The sequence below is a fragment of the Spirosoma taeanense genome (genome assembly GCF_013127955.1).
Lineage (GTDB): Bacteria > Bacteroidota > Bacteroidia > Cytophagales > Spirosomataceae > Spirosoma > Spirosoma taeanense.
In genome coordinates, this window is record NZ_CP053435.1 from 5,360,105 (window position 1) to 5,379,492 (window position 19,388).

The 19,388-nt window shown below is 54.4% G+C and carries 16 protein-coding genes; 4 read left to right on the top strand and 12 right to left on the bottom strand.

The window, feature by feature from the left end; all coding sequences use genetic code 11:
• Positions 1 to 66: 66 nt before the first annotated feature.
• A complete protein-coding gene (locus tag HNV11_RS22285) occupies positions 67 to 1,815 on the bottom strand; it encodes a M3 family oligoendopeptidase (protein WP_171741767.1) in 1,749 nt (582 codons plus the stop codon).
• Positions 1,816 to 2,001: 186 nt separating this feature from the next.
• Here HNV11_RS22285 and HNV11_RS22290 point away from each other — a divergent pair, with 186 nt between their 5' ends.
• Both HNV11_RS22290 and HNV11_RS22295 read left to right on the top strand, forming a co-directional pair.
• Entirely contained in the window at positions 2,002 to 2,379 is a 378-nt protein-coding gene (locus tag HNV11_RS22290) for a BlaI/MecI/CopY family transcriptional regulator (protein WP_171741768.1), read from the top strand.
• Between the two features lie 57 nt (positions 2,380 to 2,436).
• Entirely contained in the window at positions 2,437 to 4,602 is a 2,166-nt protein-coding gene (locus HNV11_RS22295; protein WP_171741769.1) for a M56 family metallopeptidase, read from the top strand.
• Positions 4,603 to 4,675: 73 nt separating this feature from the next.
• On the opposite strand, the gene HNV11_RS22300 is transcribed toward HNV11_RS22295, so the two are convergent.
• From HNV11_RS22300 to HNV11_RS22320, 5 genes are all read right to left on the bottom strand, one after another.
• Positions 4,676 to 5,725 (bottom strand): formylglycine-generating enzyme family protein, encoded by a 1,050-nt coding sequence (locus HNV11_RS22300; protein WP_171741770.1) that lies wholly within the window; start codon positions 5,723 to 5,725, stop codon positions 4,676 to 4,678.
• Between the two features lie 3 nt (positions 5,726 to 5,728).
• Positions 5,729 to 7,282: a sulfatase family protein gene (locus tag HNV11_RS22305; protein WP_171741771.1), complete on the bottom strand. Its 1,554-nt coding sequence runs from the start codon at positions 7,280 to 7,282 to the stop codon at positions 5,729 to 5,731.
• A gap of 184 nt (positions 7,283 to 7,466) precedes the next feature.
• Positions 7,467 to 8,537, bottom strand: coding sequence for a ferredoxin--NADP reductase (locus HNV11_RS22310; RefSeq protein ID WP_171741772.1), 1,071 nt, complete (start codon positions 8,535 to 8,537; stop codon positions 7,467 to 7,469).
• Positions 8,538 to 8,627: 90 nt separating this feature from the next.
• A complete protein-coding gene (locus HNV11_RS22315; RefSeq protein ID WP_171741773.1) occupies positions 8,628 to 9,479 on the bottom strand; it encodes an N-acetylglucosamine kinase in 852 nt (283 codons plus the stop codon).
• Between the two features lie 14 nt (positions 9,480 to 9,493).
• Positions 9,494 to 9,745, bottom strand: coding sequence for a cytochrome b5 domain-containing protein (locus HNV11_RS22320; RefSeq protein WP_171741774.1), 252 nt, complete (start codon positions 9,743 to 9,745; stop codon positions 9,494 to 9,496).
• 105 nt (positions 9,746 to 9,850) lie between these two features.
• Here HNV11_RS22320 and HNV11_RS22325 point away from each other — a divergent pair, with 105 nt between their 5' ends.
• The gene (locus HNV11_RS22325) at positions 9,851 to 10,297 is read left to right on the top strand and encodes a hypothetical protein (protein WP_171741775.1); all 447 of its coding nucleotides are present in this window, start codon (positions 9,851 to 9,853) and stop codon (positions 10,295 to 10,297) included.
• A gap of 99 nt (positions 10,298 to 10,396) precedes the next feature.
• Positions 10,397 to 11,428: a thiamine-phosphate kinase gene (thiL, locus tag HNV11_RS22330; RefSeq protein ID WP_171741776.1), complete on the top strand. Its 1,032-nt coding sequence runs from the start codon at positions 10,397 to 10,399 to the stop codon at positions 11,426 to 11,428.
• 7 nt (positions 11,429 to 11,435) lie between these two features.
• Here the strand turns inward: thiL and HNV11_RS22335 are convergent, their stop codons facing one another.
• The 6 genes from HNV11_RS22335 to HNV11_RS22360 all read right to left on the bottom strand — a co-directional run bounded on the left by HNV11_RS22335 (position 11,436) and on the right by HNV11_RS22360 (position 19,285).
• Complete coding sequence (locus HNV11_RS22335; RefSeq protein WP_240163646.1) at positions 11,436 to 11,936, bottom strand: hypothetical protein; 501 nt, start codon at positions 11,934 to 11,936, stop codon at positions 11,436 to 11,438.
• Between the two features lie 78 nt (positions 11,937 to 12,014).
• Entirely contained in the window at positions 12,015 to 13,085 is a 1,071-nt protein-coding gene (locus tag HNV11_RS22340) for a mannose-1-phosphate guanylyltransferase (RefSeq protein WP_171741777.1), read from the bottom strand.
• Between the two features lie 142 nt (positions 13,086 to 13,227).
• The gene (locus tag HNV11_RS22345; RefSeq protein ID WP_171741778.1) at positions 13,228 to 14,718 is read right to left on the bottom strand and encodes an efflux transporter outer membrane subunit; all 1,491 of its coding nucleotides are present in this window, start codon (positions 14,716 to 14,718) and stop codon (positions 13,228 to 13,230) included.
• Positions 14,715 to 15,815 carry an efflux RND transporter periplasmic adaptor subunit gene (locus HNV11_RS22350; protein ID WP_171741779.1) on the bottom strand — a complete coding sequence of 367 codons (1,101 nt, stop codon included), beginning with the start codon at positions 15,813 to 15,815 and terminating at the stop codon, positions 14,715 to 14,717. The genes HNV11_RS22345 and HNV11_RS22350 overlap by 4 nt, the downstream gene beginning before the upstream one ends.
• Before the next feature lie 15 nt (positions 15,816 to 15,830).
• Entirely contained in the window at positions 15,831 to 16,130 is a 300-nt protein-coding gene (locus tag HNV11_RS22355; protein WP_171741780.1) for a DUF952 domain-containing protein, read from the bottom strand.
• Positions 16,127 to 19,285, bottom strand: a complete 3,159-nt coding sequence (locus HNV11_RS22360; RefSeq protein WP_171741781.1) for an efflux RND transporter permease subunit — start codon at positions 19,283 to 19,285, stop codon at positions 16,127 to 16,129. The genes HNV11_RS22355 and HNV11_RS22360 overlap by 4 nt, the downstream gene beginning before the upstream one ends.
• Positions 19,286 to 19,388 lie beyond the last annotated feature (103 nt).

Sequence of the window (19,388 nt, forward strand, 5' to 3'; positions counted from 1 at the left end):
ACTTGATTACGAATTGATTCGGCAAAATTAATCCAGACCCGTAAGGTTTCCAACAGCTTGCTGGTTTCAATCCTTCAATTTTTCCAACTCCTCCCACACAAAACGCATCAATTCACGGATGTGTTCGCGGGAGAAGTCAAACGGGACGTCAGCAGCCGCGTAGATATCGCGGATCGGCGCTTTGTAGCCCAGGCTCAGGGCATTCTTGTACCCCGCTAAACCTCGCTGGGCATCGCGTCGGTAATTTCGCCAGACCCCAATAGCCCCTAACTGCGCAATTCCGTATTCAATGTAATAAAAGGGAACTTCGTAGAGGTGCAGTTGCCGTTGCCAGTAGTATTCTTTATACTTTTCAAGCCCTGTCCAGTCAGTTATCCGGTCGGCAAACTGGTCGAAAATGCGGGCCCACTGCTCACGGCGTTCCTCCACAGAATGAGTAGGGTGTTCATACACCCAGTGCTGGAACTTATCGATGGTTGCTACCCAGGGCAGCGTTTCAATAATTGATTCGAGGTGCTGGCGTTTCGCCCGACGCAGTTCATCAGGATCCGAGAAAAAAACGTCCCAATGGTCCATTGACAGCAGTTCCATACTCATGGACGCCAGTTCAGCAACTTCCATGGGTGGGTTGCGAAACGCTTTTAGCGGCAGATCGCGCGTCAGGAACGAGTGAACCGCGTGGCCGCCTTCGTGTACCATCGTTACCAGATCACGCAGACTCGACGTAGCGTTCATGAAAATAAACGGCACGCCAATCTCTTCGAGCGGATAATTATAACCGCCGGGGGCTTTCCCCTTACGTGACTCCAGGTCAAGATGGCCCATCGCCCGCATGATACGCAGGTCATCACCCAGCTCACGGTCGAGCCGGTCGAAGCAGGTAATGGTTTTCTCGATGAGTTCGCTGCCCGACTCAAACGGTTTCAGGGCTGGCCAGCCTTCTACGTCCACCTTTGCGTCCCAGGGCCGCAGCGGGTCTACCGATAGTTTTTGTTTGCGCTCTTCGGCCAGTTCGTTCAGCAGCGGCACTACCGCGTCGGCCACCGATTCATGAAAGTTAAAACAATCCTGGGGCGTATAGTCAAAGCGCCCAAGCGCAGCAAAGGAGTAATCCCGGAAGTTAGCAAAACCGGCGTTTGTAGCCATCTTGTGGCGCAGGTCGCGCAGCCGGTCAAAGAGTTGATCGAGGGTAACGTGATCCTGATATCGACGCTCCCAGATTTTACGCCAGGCTTCCTCACGCACACTGCGGTCGGTAGATTGCAGCAGATCACTGGCCTGTGGAAGGGTCATTTCTTCCGGAGTGCCGTCGGTGCCAGTCATCGTTACGGTCATGGCACCGGCAATTGCTCCGTATTTGCGCTCCTCAGTCTGCATTTCGGTCTGGAGCGGAATGTTTTCCTCCCGGAAAATCTCGATGGCTTTTTTCATACCGCGCACCATTACGTCGAAGCCTTCATCGGTCAGATCGCTCAGGAATGGACTATTAATGGCCTTCAGATCAAGGTCATTGCCATAGGCGGTCATGGGCGGCTGAATTTCCTCGATGAAGAAATTGAGTCGGTTCACCAGGTCCTCATTGGCCGTATCGCAGGTCATCTGGATATACCGCCAGGCGAAATTTTCACTTAAATATGACTCCAGCTCACTGCGATCCATCAGCCACTGCTGTAGTTCAATGCTGCTGGTAACAGGGCGATTCAGTAGATCGTCATAAAATGATTTTACGTCGTCCCAACTCGTCAATTCCAGGTCTTCACGGATGAACCGCCGGGCGGGCCGGGTGGGCAGTTGCAGGGTTTCGTTCGAGGTCATATATATGAGGCAACAGAAGCGCTGCCTTGCCTAATGATTCGTTGTGTATTCAGCCTGAAGCTAGCAGCTTTTTGTCAAATGCGGTTGCTGTCCTAAAATAAGCGGTTGTAAAACTTTTTTGTTCACTCCCTTGCATCTACGAAATTGTTCGTATATGTTTGCTACGAAACTATTCGTAGAAGGATCATGAAGCCAACAGATGCCGAATTGGAGATCCTGCATGTGCTCTGGGCCAATGGCCCCAGTACCGTACGGCAGGTCCACGAGAACCTAAGCCAAAGTCGGGATATTGGTTATACAACGGCCCTAAAACTGATGCAGATTATGCACGAAAAAGGACTGCTCACCCGCGACACCGATCCGGAGCGGAACAGTCGTTCGCATACGTACTCAGCCGCCGTTACGGAAGAAGACACCCAGCGTGGGCTTGTGGATCGCTTTGTGGAAACAGCCTTCCGGGGATCGGCGTCAAAACTGGTAATGCAGGTGCTGGGTCAGCATAAAGCCTCCCGCCAGGAACTGGATGAAATTAAGGACCTGCTGAGCCGTCTGGATTCAGAATAGCAGGAATCAACGTTAGTACGCTTACGGGATTTACGAAACACAATGACCATTACGTTCATGAACTTATCCCAATTTCTGTCGGGCCCGGTAGCCGAAGCGCTGGGCTGGACGCTGCTTCATGCTGTCTGGCAGGGCTTCGCTCTGGTGCTACCCGCAGCTCTCCTTCTCCACCATCTGCGCAACCGATCGAGCGCTTTACGTTATCAGGCGGGTGTGCTGACGCTGCTAACTCAGGTTGTTGCCTCGGCAGCTACCTTCGTCTGGTGTTACCGGCCAGCTCTGACGGCACCGATGCCTCAGCAATTAATCACTCAGCCTGTTTTGATTCGCTGGGGTACAGTCCAAACCATGGCCCAAACCCTGCCCTGGCACCAGCAGGTTCAGCAGTTTTTAGGCAACCACCTGAGCCAGTTTGTGCTGGTGTACTTGATTGGCGTAGCGCTCTTTGGCCTGCGACTCGTGGGTGGCTGGGTCTATCTGCAGCGCCTGAGCCGTTCGGCGATTCAGCCCGCTACGTCCATCTGGACCGAGCTAACCGCCAGTCTGCGATCAACGTTAGACATTAACACTGTAGTGCAGGTGCGCGAGTCGGCCCGGATTGCCGTACCCATGGTCGTTGGCATTCTGAAACCGGTGCTGCTTCTGCCCGTTGGCCTGACAACTGGCCTGAGTATGCGCGAAATTGAAGCGGTGCTGGCCCACGAACTGGCGCACGTAAAACGTCACGACTACGCCGTCAACCTGCTGCAATCGCTGGTCGAGGTGCTTTATTTCTTCCATCCTGCCCTCTGGTGGTTATCGGCCCGGGTACGGGAAGAGCGCGAACACTGCTGCGACGACCTGGCCGTAATGGCCTGCGGGGGCGATGGCCGTATTCTGGCACAGGCCCTGGCCCGCGTTGAGGAACTGCGCCTGGCGCAGACGGAAGCTCCTGCCCTGGCCATGGCTTTCACCGGCAAACGGCAACTGCTCCAACGCGTTCGGCGAATGTTAGGTGTACCTACGCAGCCGCTGGTATCCAATGGCAATCTGGCCGGTCTGACCTTGGTAACCCTCCTGTTGGTAAGTGCATCCGTTTATGCGGTGCAGCAGAAACAGGACGAGCCCAAACCCCGCACGACTCAGCCCAAACCAACCCGACGCCATAACGTCTCTCCCGGTGTGGAGTTTGCCGTTTCAGACAAGCAAAAAGTAGAATATATCATCTGGAAAGGGCATAAACTGCCTGCCAGTCGTGTCGCGCGGTTACAGCGTCAGTATGATCAGGTGATGGCCGGACAACTCACCCTTGATAACATTCCTCAGGCCGACCGCGACATCCTGCTGACGCTGATTGAAACCAGGCACTCGTTCGGCGAGGGCATGGATGAGTTGAACAAAGGTCTGGCTCAGATTGACTACAACAACATAATAACGACCGCGTTTGAAGCGGCTAATGATGCGGGTACGTTTCCGGTTAACGTGGACGGTGTGCTGAAGGAAGTAAAGCGCATCGACTACAACGGCATTATTCACAACGCATTAGGTTCCGTTACAGCGCTTCAGCCACTTTCGGATACGCTTGATCGTCTGCGGGCCTTACAGCAGCGTCGGATGGACAGTTTAAGTCAGATTATGGCGCAACGTGCTCAGCAGATGCAGACCCTACAGCTTCAGATGGAAAAGATGCGGTTTCCGGTTGAGGAAGTAGAGCGCAGTCAGGAGATACTGGAGTGGCGTAAAGAAAAGTTAATGGAGCAGCGGAACGCCCTGATTGAGAAGCACCAGCGGCTCCTGCAGGGGCAACAGAAACTAAGCCAGGCCGAGATTGAAAAGCAGCTTCAGGCGCTGCAGCCCGAGATTCGGAAACAGGAAGCGAGTATTGAAGAGATGAATCAACAGCTTCAGAGCCTTCAGGCCAAACTGGAGTCGGCACGGCAACCTTTGGCGAAACTGGAACAGGAGGCCGAAGCGCTGCAGGAGCAGGTAGGGCGGCTTGAGAATCAGATTGATCAGCATGCCGATGCGTTTGCCCCCGTGCTACCCCCGGATGTACCCAGTCGGCCAGCACGGCCCAGCCGGGTACCTCGCCCACCCAAAGCAGCTCGTCCCGCCCTACCGGCTCTTCCGCCACCACCCGCTAAAGCAAATGTTCACGTAGCACCGGTTGTGCCCGCTACGCCTGCCCGACCACCCCGCCCGGCTACGGTTCCAAAGGTTGCTCCGATACCCAAACCGGACTAAGCCAGACTCTGGTAATAAGCAGTAGAGAGATAGCACACTTTATAACGGGCAGGTCTGACAAACCTGCTCGTCTTTATTTGTCTCGCACGCACCGGAAACCCAGATTGTTGCTGCCGCTGCTCACCTCGCCTTTCCCTCGGCTTCCAGCTTTATAGCGGGTACAATACTGGTCGCTGCACAGGAACGAGCCCCCACGCTGTACGCGCTTAACCGCGCCCGGCTCATCGGGATCGTAACTATCGGCTGGTCCTTGTGGATTGTTCGTAGGGGAATGTACGTAATAATCAGGCCGGTATAAATCCTGGCACCATTCCCAGACATTACCGTCCATATCATACAGGCCATACGGATTAGCCGGAAACGTTTTCACGGGAGCCGCTTCAGCAAAGCCATCTTCCAACGTATTCTGCTGCGGAAAATCGCCCTGATAGATGTTCGCCATCCATTTGCCACCCGGCTTCAACTCACTGCCCCAGTAATACGTATTCGGTCCTCTACCGCCCTGCGCGGCAAACTCCCATTCGGCCTCGGTCGGTAAGCGTTTGCCGGCCCATTTCGCATACGCTGCGGCATCGTCGTAGCTGACGTGCACAACGGGGTCGTTTTCGTGTCCGTTGATGGTGCTATTCGGTCCTTTTGGATGCCGCCAGCTCGCTCCGCCCACGTACTGCCACCACTGTAGTGGATTCGCCAGTGATACTTTCTGAGCGGGTGGCGTAAACACCGCCGAACCCGGCACCAGCTGAGTCGCCGGAACACCCGGAAAATCGTCGGGGTTCAGCGGCCGCTCAGCCACCGTAACGTAACCCGTCTGCCTGACAAATTCGGCAAACTGCGCATTGGTCACCTCATGCTCGTCCATCCAGAAGCCCTTTACCGAGACCTCATGGACGGGGCGGGCATCCGGAAACTCATCGGCTCCCATCTGAAAGGTTCCTCCGCCAATCCAGACCATGCCTTTTGTGCTGCCGTCTGTAGCAGTAGCCGCAGCCCCCTGCTGGCCAGACTGACTTTGGGTCGTTGCTCTGGACGCTTGTTCTGAATCCGTTGCCGAATGGCATCCCCAGAATCCAAAGCCCAGACAGCTACCAATCAGCGTAAATACCAGACGTGAACAGATCATTAGTTAGTAGGTGCCGCGGTAGCGGTGATCAAAGCGTTTCTGCCGAACAGGATGCAAAGGAATCTGCAGGCCATTAGTCGATTCGAGCCAGTCGAATACCTGATTTCGCAAATCTTTGGCGATATCCTGGTGTTCGGCGCTTCGAATCAGGTTGTTGACTTCCTGCGGGTCGCTCTGTAAATCATATAGTTCGTTGGCATCCCACACGCCATGATTGAAAATATACTTGTAACGCCCGGTTCGAACCCCGAACATCGTCGGCGTCTGCGGAAAATCGGCTTCCCAGTAGTACTCATAAAACGCCCGGTCACGCCAGGGAATTGTTTCGCCCTTCAGGAACGACAGGAATGAATTTCCCTGCATCTGGGCCGGTTTAGTCAAGCCTGCGTAGGCCAGAAACGTTGGTGCAATATCGACGTTCTGCACGACCTGGTCCAGTTTCGTACCGGGCTTTATAATAGCAGGGCAACGTACCAGCAGGGGTACGCGCATCGATTCCTTATACATATGCCGCTTGTCAATCAGCCCCCGTTCGCCAAAGCTGAAGCCATTGTCGCCCATGTAAACAACCATGGTGGTTTCGGCCAGGTTATTATCTTCCAGCCACTTCAGCACCCGTCCAACGCTGTCGTCGACGCCCATGAGCGTTTCGCAGTATTGGCGGTAAAAGTCATTAAAACTGATCGCGCCATGATAGAGATAATCGACTCCGTGCCAGCTATACCGCTGTTGTTTAACCCAGCTGGGCATGTCGGCCATGTTCACGTTTAACGCTTTGGTTTCGGGACTAGCCGACGGCTTAGGACCCCAGATCGTACTGGTATCGGAAGCCGTCAGATACATCGATTGGGGGTAGTTAATGGGCATATTGCGGTATATGCCCCGGTGGCGCCTGGCCGGCTGGAATTCGGAGTGGACAGCTTTGTGGGATAAATACAGGCAAAACGGCTTGTCTTTGTTTAGGGAGTTCAGCCACTTCAGCGCATAGTCGGTCAAAAGATCGGTGGTATAGCTACTGTCGCCGTGGGTAACCTGCTTGCCGTTGATGTTAAAAGTCGGGTTGTAGTACACACCCTGCCCTTTGAAACTCAGCCAGTAGTCAAACCCGGGCTGGGGCGAATCGTCGGTATTACCCATGTGCCACTTACCCAGAAAGGCCGTTTTGTAGCCTGCCTGCCGGAGGTATTGCGGAAAGAATTTCAGACCCGGCGTCAGCGGGGCAAAATTGTCGACCACCTTGTGCGTGTGCGCATACTGCCCGGTCAGGATACTGGCCCGGCTGGGTGAGCAAAGGGCGGTACTGACGAAGGCATTCCGCACATGAGCGCCTTCATTAGCAAGGCGGTCGAGGTTAGGCGTTTTCAGACCCGCCACTTTGCCCGTAAAGCCCATGAAGTCGTACCGGTGATCGTCGGCCAGAATATAAATAATGTTCTTGGGCCGGGCGGCATAGCGGTTAGCGACCAACGTTGAAGGCGACATAAGCTGCGGCCGAAAAGCCACCAGCAAACCAGCCAGGGCAAGGACACTAACGCTACCAGGAATGATATTCTTCATACAATCGAAATAATCGGGAAAGCCGGATCTTGTCTTCTTTCGAATAAATAAGCGTTCAGCAGGGCTTCAGCTACTCATAGTCAGAATTCGGTTTCCTATTTCCGGAAGCACCAATTTAACGGCTAAAATAAATGGCCTGACAACTTCGAAGTTGTCAGGCCATTTTATGGTATTGCTTTACATCTTACTCGATCTCAATAACGACATCGCGCCCAACCGGGTGCGCGACGCAGGTAAGCACGTAACCTGCTTTCAGTTCTGATTCGGACAGACCATCTTCTTCGTCCAGTTTTACTTTACCCGAGATGCAACGTCCCATACAGGCCGTACACATACCAGCCTGACACGAATAGGGCAGATCAATATCCAGGTCCAGAGCCGCTTCCAGAATAGTCTGGTGCGGAGCAACGGCGAATTTGTACTCGCTCCCCTCATAAAGCACCGTTACTTCGGGCGACCCTGCATCGCCAGCCGTCATAGGCTCTTCAACCAATTCGCCAGCGGCAACGGGCGCCGTTGCGTAACTTTCCTTATGAACGCGATCGGCCGGAATGCCTACTAAAGCGAGCGCCGAACGGGCCTCCGCCATCATGCCATCGGGTCCGCACAGGTAAAAGCTGGCATTCTGACGTTCGGCTGCCGGAACCTGCTCCAGAAGCCGGGTGAGCGTGTGCTGATTCAGGCGCCCTTCCGGGCCGTTCCAGCCAGCGTTCGGCTGACTCAGAACGTGAGTAACCTGAAACCGCGACCGGCCGTAAGCCTGCTCCATCGCGTCCAGATGCGCTTTGTAGATAATCGACGACTGGTTTCGGTTGCCGTAAATAAGCCACACGCGGCTGTTCGGTTCGACGTGCAGAGCCGATTTAGCCATTGAAAACAGGGGCGTAATACCGCTTCCCGCGCCAATAAGGACAATGAGTCGCCGAGTGTTAGCATCCAGCTTCGGCACGAAGTTGCCCATTGGCTCCAGCGTTTCGAGAATATCGCCGGGCTTTACGTGATCGTAGAGGTAGTTGGAGGCCAACCCACCCGGTACCCGCTTCACCGACACCGCCAGCGATACGTCGACATGGGGCGAAGAGGCCATGGAGTAGGAACGTCGGATTTTCTGGCCGTTCACGTTTAACAGAAACGTTAAAAACTGCCCCGGCTGATAACGAACCTCTTCATTGAGAGGATGCCAGAACGTTATGGTGACGGCGTCGGGCGTTTCCCGGACTACATCTTTAACTTTTAAGAAATATCGATTTGCCATTCGTAATCAAATAAATGCGGAAACCTGTTCCGGTTTCCAGCTTGCGGTGGTCAGAACCCCTACCGCTTCATAAACCTCTACAAAGGTACGTTACGCAGTTTGCCGATGAAAATCAACCAGCCGTTCGACAGGTGCTTTTAGAATATGTCCCATGGCCAGCCCCGTTCGGCGAACTGCCACCTGCAGCGATTCGGCGAAGTAGTAGGCTATAGAGCCAACAAAATGCACGGGCCACTGATTCGCTTCCGGAAAACGACGGACATACGTATCGAGAAACAGATTAAACGCGTCTTCCAGTAAGGCAACGATGTGTGGATGGGTTCTGTTTTCACTCAGGAACGGCGTAAACGAAGCGAAGTAGCGATTTGGAAACGGTTTCTGGTAAGCATTCTCCAGCAGCGTCGGCCTATCAAGGGCATAACGGGCAGCAAATATTGTCCGTAAATCGGCTGGTAACCGTTCTTGGAAAAAATCGCGCACGAGTGTTTTACCCAGATAACCCCCGCTGCCTTCATCGCCGAGCCAGAATCCAAGCGACTGAATACCCCGCGCAATCTGCTGGCCGTCGTAGCAGCAGGCGTTCGAACCGGTTCCCAGAATACACACAATCCCGGGTTCACGGCCCGCAGCAGCCCGGGCTGCGCCCAGCATATCGCTGTTAATATCAACAGCCAGTAGATCGGGCAGCACAGACTGTAATGCATCGGCTACAACGACGTTAACAGCCGAACCGCTGCACCCGGCTCCGTAGAAATAGGCAACCGAAACAGATACTCCACCGAGCTGCGGTAGTAGCTGGGCCCGTAATGTCGTGGAAATCTGTTCAGTCGTCTGGTAATACGGATTAAATCCATCCGTTTGTATGGCGCGGGGCGCTGCAGAAGACGTAACTAGCCGCCAGTCCGTTTTAGTCGAGCCGCTGTCGGCAATGAGGACGTTCATAGTATAGGCATGAATTAAGCCAGCCTGCCGATTACCGGGAACCTGTCAAACACCCACTCGGCATGGGGCGCATCGGCGAGTTCGGCAGTCAGGTCTTGGCCGGCCCAGTGTTCGTAATGTTTCCCATTACGCCAGAGCCGCGAAGCCGATACATCGTAGATCAGGCCCGCGTAGGCGCACCAGATCTCGTCGCGATCGCTTCCATTACGTAATGCAAGTTGTGAACGGGTGTATGATTTTAACAGATTCGGGTCGGTGGGCGTCATGACAGCCGTTTAGTCAATCAGGCGATTATTCCGGTCGCGGGATTTGTTGATGAACACAAAAATAGCGTAACTTTAGCCACTTCTGTTTATACGCAATAATTGACCATGAGAAAGACTCATTACATTGCTTTTCTTTCGATAACGACGTTTCTGGCGGTACTGTCGGGATGCAGTAAGCCTAAGCCAGTGCCGATATCAGAACGAATTGCCAAGGTATGGACGGCTCGCACGGTGGATGAAAACACAGCGACAGTTTATACCCGGGGCGCCACTGCCAATGTCCGGAACTATAGTAGTTTCAAGCTCGATCTGAGCGCTCCCCCAACCGTTAAATATACCGAGTTCGACGGGAATACCTTCGTTGGACAATACTCCGTTCCTTCAGATACACGCCTTGTACTGACTAATCTAAACCCTTCCCCGACTGGCGCTAATGGTTCAATTGAATTTACAATTAACTCAATCAGCGACAATGAATTAGTGCTTACCCGTACATCGCAGAGCCAGAAAACAGGTAACTCCACCAATAAGTATACGCTCTCGAATCCGTAGGGTCTTCGCAAACCATTTTTTATGAAAAGCCGTTCCGTAGGTCAAGCGGAACGGCTTTTTCTTGTTTGCTGGTTTAGCAAACTTCCAACTTTCTTTGGCATGACTGATCTAAATACCCTCGGCGAAATCGGCTTAATTGAACGTATCCGGCAGGCAACTGCGTCGCCAACGCATCCGGAAACCCGGCTCGGCATTGGCGACGATGCCGCCGTATTCGACTGGGGCGACAGCTATGGCCTGCTGACTTCCGACCTGCTGGTTGAGGGAATTCACTTCGATCTGACCTACGTTCCCCTAAAACATCTCGGCTATAAGGCCGTTACGTTCGGCGTGTCAGACATTGCCGCTATGAATGGTTTGCCGGTGCAGATTACGGTAGGCGTTGGCTTGAGCAGCCGGTTTCCGGTCGAGGCCGTTGATGAACTATACGAAGGAATTCGGGCCGCGTGCCAGGCGTATAACGTAGACCTGGTGGGTGGCGACACGACCTCATCCCGGTCGGGGCTGATCATTTCGGTGTCGGTGCTGGGGAAAGTGCCTAAAAACCTGATTACGTACCGCAATACGGCTAAGCCTAATGATGTTGTCTGCGTAACGGGCGATCTGGGCGCGGCTTATCTGGGCCTGCAGTTGCTGGAACGTGAAAAGCAGGTATTTCTGGCCGATCCGAATATGCAGCCGAATCTTTCCGAAGAGCGTGCCTATCTGGTGCAGCGGCAGCTTCGTCCCGATGCCCGCACCGATATGGTTCATGAACTGCGCGACCTGGGTGTACTGCCAACGGCCATGATTGACGTTTCGGACGGCCTAGCTTCTGAACTGCTTCACCTCTGCCGCCAGTCGGGAACGGGCGCGGTTATTTTTGATGAAAATTTACCCATCGATGACCAGACGCATTTGGCGGCTGACGAGTTTAAAATTAGTCCGGTGACGGCTGCGCTGAACGGAGGGGAAGATTATGAACTTCTGTTTACGGTACGTCCGCAGGAGTTTGACAAACTCGCGACCAACGCTCGAATAACGGCCATCGGCTACCTCACGGCCGACCCAACTCAGATTGTTCTAGCGACGAAAGCCGGGCAGCAGACACCCATTCGGGCGCAGGGCTGGAGCAGCCAGTTGGGCGCATAGGCTTTAATCAGCGTACCCGGATAAACTTCAGATAGTGTTCCGGATCGCACTGGTCACGGCGGTAGCATTTGGGCAGCAGCACCAGCGTATCGCCCTGAAAAGCTACACCCTGCCGAAACGGCACCGTAGCCCGGTTGGTCGTAATGAACAGGTCAACGCCCAGACCGTCGAAGGTCGAATCAACCCGGAAGTAATTGATGGGGTAATAATACGTCATCTCGGTACCGTAGGCGCTCAGTTTGCCGTCGGTCGCGAACGTAAGCGTCTGGGGAGAGGCTGGCGCATACCGTCTCGTCACAAAAAAGCTCGTATCACGTGTAATGGTGGTCGTATCCTGCCGGATGGTATACAAAGAGTCTTTCAGAAATCGCCGTTCGACCAGTTGCCAGGTCCCCGTAACGCGCGGATCGCTGGCACCCGGCGAAAAAACCGGGGCAGTGTCTTTGCAGGTTACGAGAAAGCCAGCCAGCACCAGCAGGACGCCAATTGGCCGTAGTACAGTTCTCACGGTTCAGCCGGGGCAATTGATAAATAACTGAGCGGGCTCCGGATTTGATGCCAGAGCCCGCTCTCTACTGACTGCACTTTATACAAATTCGGCACCCTGTTCCTTTGCATCGGCAACAAAGGCTTTCACTTTCTGCTCGTCTTCCTTGCGGCAGATCATCAGGACGTTGTCATATTCCGCAACGATGAATCCGTCCAGACCATTGATGGCCACTAAACGGTCTTTGGGCGTTTTGATGATGCAGTTCTTGGTATCGTAAAGCATAACGTGGCCATCCACTACGTTCTGATCGGCGTTCTTGTCCGACACTTCATACAGCGACTTCCAGGTACCCAGATCCGACCAGCCAAAATCGCTCAGCACGACATAAACATTGCCGGCTTTTTCCATAACGCCGTTGTCGATCGAGATATTTTTGGTCAGCGAATAAGCCTTGTCAATAAACGCTTCTTCCTGATTGGTATAGTAGGCGTCTTTACCTTCCTCAAAAATCTCGGCTACCTCAGACAGGTGTTCACTGAACGCTTTATTGATGGCTCGTACGTTCCAGACGAAAATACCCGCGTTCCAGACAAACTCGCCACTGTCAACAAACTGCTGCGCCAGTTCCAGATGCGGCTTTTCGGTAAACGTTTTAACTTTTTTGATGGTCTCGCCGGCTTCCGGAATGTATTGGATATAGCCGTAGCCGGTATCGGGGCGGCTCGGCTGGATACCAAGCGTCACCAGAATATCCTGATCCTTTGTCGCGTCGAGCGCCGTCCGGATGGTTCGTTTAAACTCTTCCTCTTTCAGGATGATATGATCGGCCGGGGCAACCACGATGTTCGCTTCCGGATCTTTCTGGGCAATTTTATAACAGGCGTAAGCGATACAGGGCGCCGTATTCCGGGCAACGGGTTCGCATAAAATCTGATCGTCGGTCAGCTGCGGCAACTGCTGCTTGCAAAGGTCTTTGTAGAGTGCGCTGGTAACGATGAAGATATTTTCGGGTGGGCAGATTCCATCGAATCGGTCGGCGGTTTGTTGAAGCAGCGTTCGGCCGGTACCCAGCACGTCATGAAATTGCTTTGGATAACTTGTCCGGCTAAAGGGCCAGAATCTAGTTCCGACGCCCCCTGCCATGATGATGACATAGGTATGATTCATTGATACTGAACTAAAGGAATAGACTAATAAAGAAACAAAGTTGCTACTAACTTACCCATATATCCCAGAAATGTTCAGATTTTTTAGTTAATGGATACTTTACGACGGTAACATGGACAACAAGTAGCCATTCCCTAATCGATTACCAGTCTCCGCCTACAGCCCGCAGTAAAGACACCGCAAACTGCGCTTCCTGGCTGCGGAGCTGAACAAGCTGCTGTTCAGCAGTCAAAATTGTGCGCTGCGCATCCAGAACTTCCAGATAGGTAGCCAGGCCCCGGACGTAAAGCTCACGGTTATACTGCTCGGTTCGGCGGGCCAGAGCAAGCGTCTGGGTTTGCAGTCCCAGCTGCTCGCGAAGCAGCGCCAGATTATCCAGGGCCGTTTCGGCGTCGCGCTGAGCGAGTTGTAAAGCCTGCTGGTACGTCTGCTGGGCGGTCTGGGCCTGCTGGCGCGATAGGGCTATATTCTGCCGGGCGCGATGCCCCTCGTAGATCGGCACCGACGCGTTGACACCTACCAGATAAGTAGCACTACTGGGCGTAAACCAGGGGCCGATACGTCCTGATAAGACACCGCCTGAGCCGACCAGCGTAACCCGGGGCTGCGTGCTTGCCTGCTGAAGGGTGATCTGGGCGTTTGCGATCTGGTTCTGCCGGTTAAACTGCACTAAATCCGGCCGGCGCTGGAGCTGCTCGGCCGATACACTGGCGTACGGATACGTCGGTACATTGGCCGGTAGCGTACCGCTCTGAATCGAGAATTGGGTAGGGTCCTGCGCGCAGAGCTGTGCCAGTCCGTTAACGAGTTCAACGCGGGCGCGCTCCAGGCCTTTAAGCGTTACCCGTAAACCGGCATAATCTGTTTCGGCCCGCTGCACATCAATCTGATTGATTAGCCCGACCCGAAAACGCTCCCGCAGAATCGACAGGGTCGTATCGCGCGACTGCATATTCCGGCGAAAAACGGCCTGCTCAGCGTCGTTCCCCCGGATCAGCAGATACGTCCGGGCAATATCGGATGCCAGCGTAAGCCGGAAGGCCTGAAAGTCGGCGTCACTCGCCTGCGCCTGTAAATCGGCAACGGCAATATTGCTGCGAATACGCCGGAACAGATCCAGTTCGTAGCTCGCATCGATTGGCAAGAGCTGAAAGGTGTTTAACTGAAACCGGGGCAATCGATCCGAAGACGTAGGAATCGCCACGGGCCGACGCTCGGATAAACTCTGGCTTGTTATAAGCGCCGAACTACGTAGCGATGGCGACAGAAACGACTGCGCTACCCGCACTCGAATACGTGCTTCTTCCAGTCGGCTCAGAGCGGCCCGCAGGTTCGGGCTATTATCCAGACCCAGTTGAATCAGGCTTTCGAGCGTCGGGTCGGCAAACCGGCGAAAACCGCTGATGGTCAAAGCGGGAACCGGCCCATCGGTTGCGGAGCCTGTTCCGTTCGGGGCTACTGGCGTTACGCCGGTTCTGGGCGTCGGTGACTGAATGGTTCCGGTCCCCCCGGCCGGACTGCCACCGGGTTGAACTGTTACGGCTCCCCCCGGGGCATTCAGAGGGGCCGTTTGAGCCCCTACCCGCAAAACCAGAGCACTGATTGCAATAACACTACCTAAAAATATCTTCATCGCTGAGCTACGGTTTTTTCGGCGGCCGGCTTGTGAAGCCGAACTTTCTGACCGTCGCGCAGGCGGTCGTTTGGATTCGTCACGACACGTTCCTGACCGGTCAGGCCGCTGGCAGCTTCGATGGTTGTTCCATAATCACGGCCGAGGGTAATGGGCACAAAGCGCACCCGCTGGTCTGGGTCAAGCACAACCACGCGCGGCCCCTGGGGGGTAATCTGCAGGGCGTTAGCCGGAATCAGTACGGGGGCGTTAGCCGCGATCATATTGAATTTGACCTGACTATACAAACCCGAGGGCAATTCCTGCCTAGGGTTGGGAATGGCAACTTCGGCTAGCAACGTCCGCGACTCGCTCCGTAACGTCCCCGACGTCCGGACGACTTTCCCCGAAAATGTCTGATTTTTCAGCTCAGGCACGATAACCGTTGCAGGCATGCCTACTTTCACATACCGGAAATACGTTTGCGGTACGTCCACAAATACCCGCAGCGTCCCCAGTTCGGAGATGGTAAACAGCGGCTGTCCCGCACCGGGCGAAACTAACGCGCCATTTTCGGCAGTACGGCTGGTGATGACCCCATTGAACGGCGCACGGATCTGCTGGAGCGCTTTCAACGCCCGCAACCGCCCCAAATTAGCGTCTGCCACCGTCACCGCCGACCGGCGCGTATCGATATCCTGACGGGCTACAGCACCGGGCAGCTGAACGCTTTGCAGCCGGTCAAGATTTGTCTGGGCAAGTTGCTGATCGGCCTTCGCGCGAGCGATGTCCTGGTCCAGTTCGGGCGCGTCAATTGTTGCCAGCAACTGTCCTTCTTTAACCTGCGCGCCGATATCGACATACCACCGACGTAAAAAGCCCTGCGTCCGGGCGTAAAGTGGAGTCTGGCGGTAAGGCTGTATCTGGCCGGGTAGCGTCAGGCCGGTTGTGTCGGAGCCTTGCTTGAGGGGCACTGCGTTGACAATGGCCTCACGATTACGCTCAGCATTGGCTTCGGCTTTTAGCTCCTGGTTGTTTCGGATACGCGGCAGCACGCCGAACACTACGAACAGAGCAATCAGCAATACTACCGGAATAATAATTCGAAGCGATTTCATACAGTTAATTGATAGCTAAGGTAAACGCTCTACAGCCACAACGGCGTTGGTATTGAGGGGGCCGTAGAGATGCGGAAAGCGCTCGTTATTTGTTGAGACTTCATACACTAATCTGGCCGACAGCCGGTCCCCGTCAATGTGCAGTAAGAGTAAGTCCGGTACGTGCTGGTAATACCGTTCAAGCACGCCCGCAACCTGATGCCGTTCAGAAAGATGAATGAATCCTTCGGTTTGTAAACTACCAGCTTCATAGGTCGGCAGGCTTTCTGCCTTTGCCCATTCGGAAGCGGCAACTACATGGTAGAGCGAGTTCATGCAAGCTTCACTTTTCGGGCTAAATAACTAAACACTACCGGCACAAACAGCAGGGTCGTAAACGTAGCCATGAGCAGGCCACCAATGACCGCCCGACCGAGTGGCGCATTTTGCTCACCTCCCTCGCCTAAGCCCAGCGACATGGGCAGCATCCCGATAATCATGGCGATCGCCGTCATCAGAATAGGCCGGAGTCGAGTTCGTCCCGCTTCGAGGGCCGCTTCGTAAGCGTTGCCCCCTACCTCGGGCAGATGATCTTTGGCGAAGCTCACCAGCAGAATACTGTTGGCCGTTGCCACTCCGACGCTCATGATTGCGCCCATCAGCGAAGGAATGCTAAAGGTCGTGCCGGTCAGGAACAACATCCAGACCATGCCGCACAAAGCCCCCGGCAGGGCGGTGATGATGATGAACGGATACCGGAACGACTGAAAGTTGACCACCATGAGCAGATAGACGAACAGAGCTGCAAAGACAATGCCCAGGCTTAACCGGCTGAAAGCGCTCTCCATGCTTTCGACCTGCCCGCGAATTGCTACTACGTTACCGGGCTTCAACTGCGTTTTATATTCTGCCGCCAGGTCATTCAGGGCTTTTGCTACCGAACCCAGATCGGTTCGCTCAACGGATGCGTAAACGTCGTAGGTCGGCTGGGTATTGACTCGGTTAATAATGACTGGAACCGAGGTTCGTTTTACGGTCGTGATGTTACTCAGCAGTTGTGGAGTTGCCTGCTGGCCGGAGGTTACGGGTGTGCGCAGAAGCTTCTCGTAGGAGTCCAGCTTATAAGGCGGGGTTTGCACCGCAATGATATAGGGGAAACCGGTTACGGGATCGGGCCAGAAGTTCGGGCGCGTTTGCCCTGTACCACTCAGCGAAATGTTCAGGTTAGTAGCCACCCGCTGTTCCGTCAGCCCAAACTGTCCGGCGCGTTCGCGGTCAACATCCAGAAACAGCTCCGGCGCGTCCAGAACCTGATGCAGGTGAACGTCTACCGTACCGGGAATCTGAGCAATCCGATCACGAAGTTCACGCGCCACCTTCAGGTTGTTGGCCCGGTCGAAGCCCGACACCTGCACATCAATGGCCGAGGTCAGACCGAAATTCAGAATCTGGCTGACGATATCGGCCGGCAGGAAGAAATATAGCACATCGGGCATCTCTTCCCGCAGCCGGGCGCGTAGCTCACGCATGTATTCATCCGTTGGACGGGAGCGGTCCTTGGTGAGCGAAATCAGCAGTTCGGCATCGGCAGCGCTGGCCGTCGCGTTGTCGGAGAAGAAAAAATTGTATCGCTCCGAGGTCAGTCCAATGTTGCTGATCACCGAGCCAACTTCGGCTTCCGGAATCACTTCGCGCACAATCTCGGCGGTTTTTGCCGCCACCTCCTCGGTGGCTTCGAGCCGGGTGCCGGCCGGAGCGCGCAGGTGCAGCTTAATTTGTCCACCATCTACCTGTGGGAAGAAATCCCGGCCCACAAAGGGCAGCAGAACGGCCGTGAACACGACCACGACCACGAAAACCGCCAGTACCGTTCGGCGATTCGTCAATACCCATTCCAACGCCCGCATATACCGTTCCTGGAACCGGTCGAAACCAGCGTTGAATCGATTGTAAATGTGTCCGAACGGGTTCGTTGATGTTTTCTCTTCTACGCCGTGATGGCCCCGTTTTTCATTCCGCAGCATCAGATCGGCCAGTGCCGGCACCAGCGTCCGTGAGAGCAGGTACGACGCCAGCATGGCAAATACAACGGCTTCGGCCAGGGGGCCAAACAGGAATCTGGCCGGGCCTTCGAGAAACAGTACCGACGTAAATACGATACAGATCGTCAGGGTCGACACCAGCGTCGGCGTGGCAATCTGCTGCGCCCCTTCCAGAATCGCCTGCCGCAGGGGCATGCCTAATTCCTCGTTACGGTGGATATTCTCGATGGTTACCGTGGCATCATCGACCAGGATACCAATGGCGAGGGCCAACCCGCCGAGCGTCTGAATATTCAGCGTTTCACCCAGCAGGTAAAGGACAATCAGCGAACAGAGAATCGATAGCGGAATCGAAATGGCAACGATGAGCGTACTTCGCCAGCTTCCCAGAAACAGCAGAATCAGGGCGGCCGTGAGCAGAGCCGCAATCAAACCCTCAACCAGAACGCCCTTGATCGACGCCCGCACGAACACCGACTGATCGAATAATTCCTGGATACGCAGATTTGAAGGAGCAGCCGCCCGTACCGTGGGCAGAATCTGATTCCGGATTTTGTCGACAATTTCCGTCGTCGACGCATTTCCCGTTTTAACGATCCGCATCAGAACGCCTTTACTCCCGTCCTGCTTAACAATATTGGCCTGCACCGATGCGCCGTCGTGTACATTGGCGACGTCGCGCATGTGAACCACCGTACCGCCCACCGTCTTGACAGGGATGTCATTCAGAGTCGAAATAACGTCGGGTTTAGAGTTGAGCCGGACGCTGTACTCCCGGTCCGATATGCGCAGCGAACCGCCCGGCAGCGTCAGATTCTGGGCGGCAACCGCATTCAGGACATCTTCGGGCGTAACGTTGTAAGCGATTAGTTGATCCGGCTCCAGGTCCACGGCGATCTGGCGGGTTTTTCCACCAAATGCCTGCGACAGGCGGCTTCCCTGCACGGTCGAAATCTGCGGCCGAACGCGCGTCTGGGCGTAGTCAGTAATCTGTGGTTCGGTCAGGCTATCGGACGATAGACCGAGTTGCAGAACGGGTACGTCGGTCGCGTTGTATCGCACAATCAGGGGCGGCTGGGTACCGGGCGGCATTCGCACCAGAATCGTCTGCGATATGGCCGTCACCTGCGCAATAGCTTCCTCAATCTTGACTGATGGTTGGAAAAAGATTTTAAGAACTGCCGTACCATTATACGTCTGCGATTCAAGCCGCTGAATATCGCTTACGTTATTGATGATTGACGTTTCGGAGAAGTTGGTAATCATTTTCTCCATTTCATTGGTCGACAGACCGCTGTACCCCCAGATTACGGACACAACCGGAATATTAATCCGTGGAAAGATGTCGGTCGGCATTTGCGTGACCGACAGCCCGCCCATAATCATAATGAGCAACGCCATAACGGCGATGGTGTATTTTTTTTCTAACGCTAAGCGGACAATCCACATGGTGAATCAGACAAAAACGAAACAGTAGCGAAAATTGCGGATGTAATACTACTTAGGGATAGCTTATGAAGTGAGTAGTATTGCATAAAATCAAGAAGTCAGG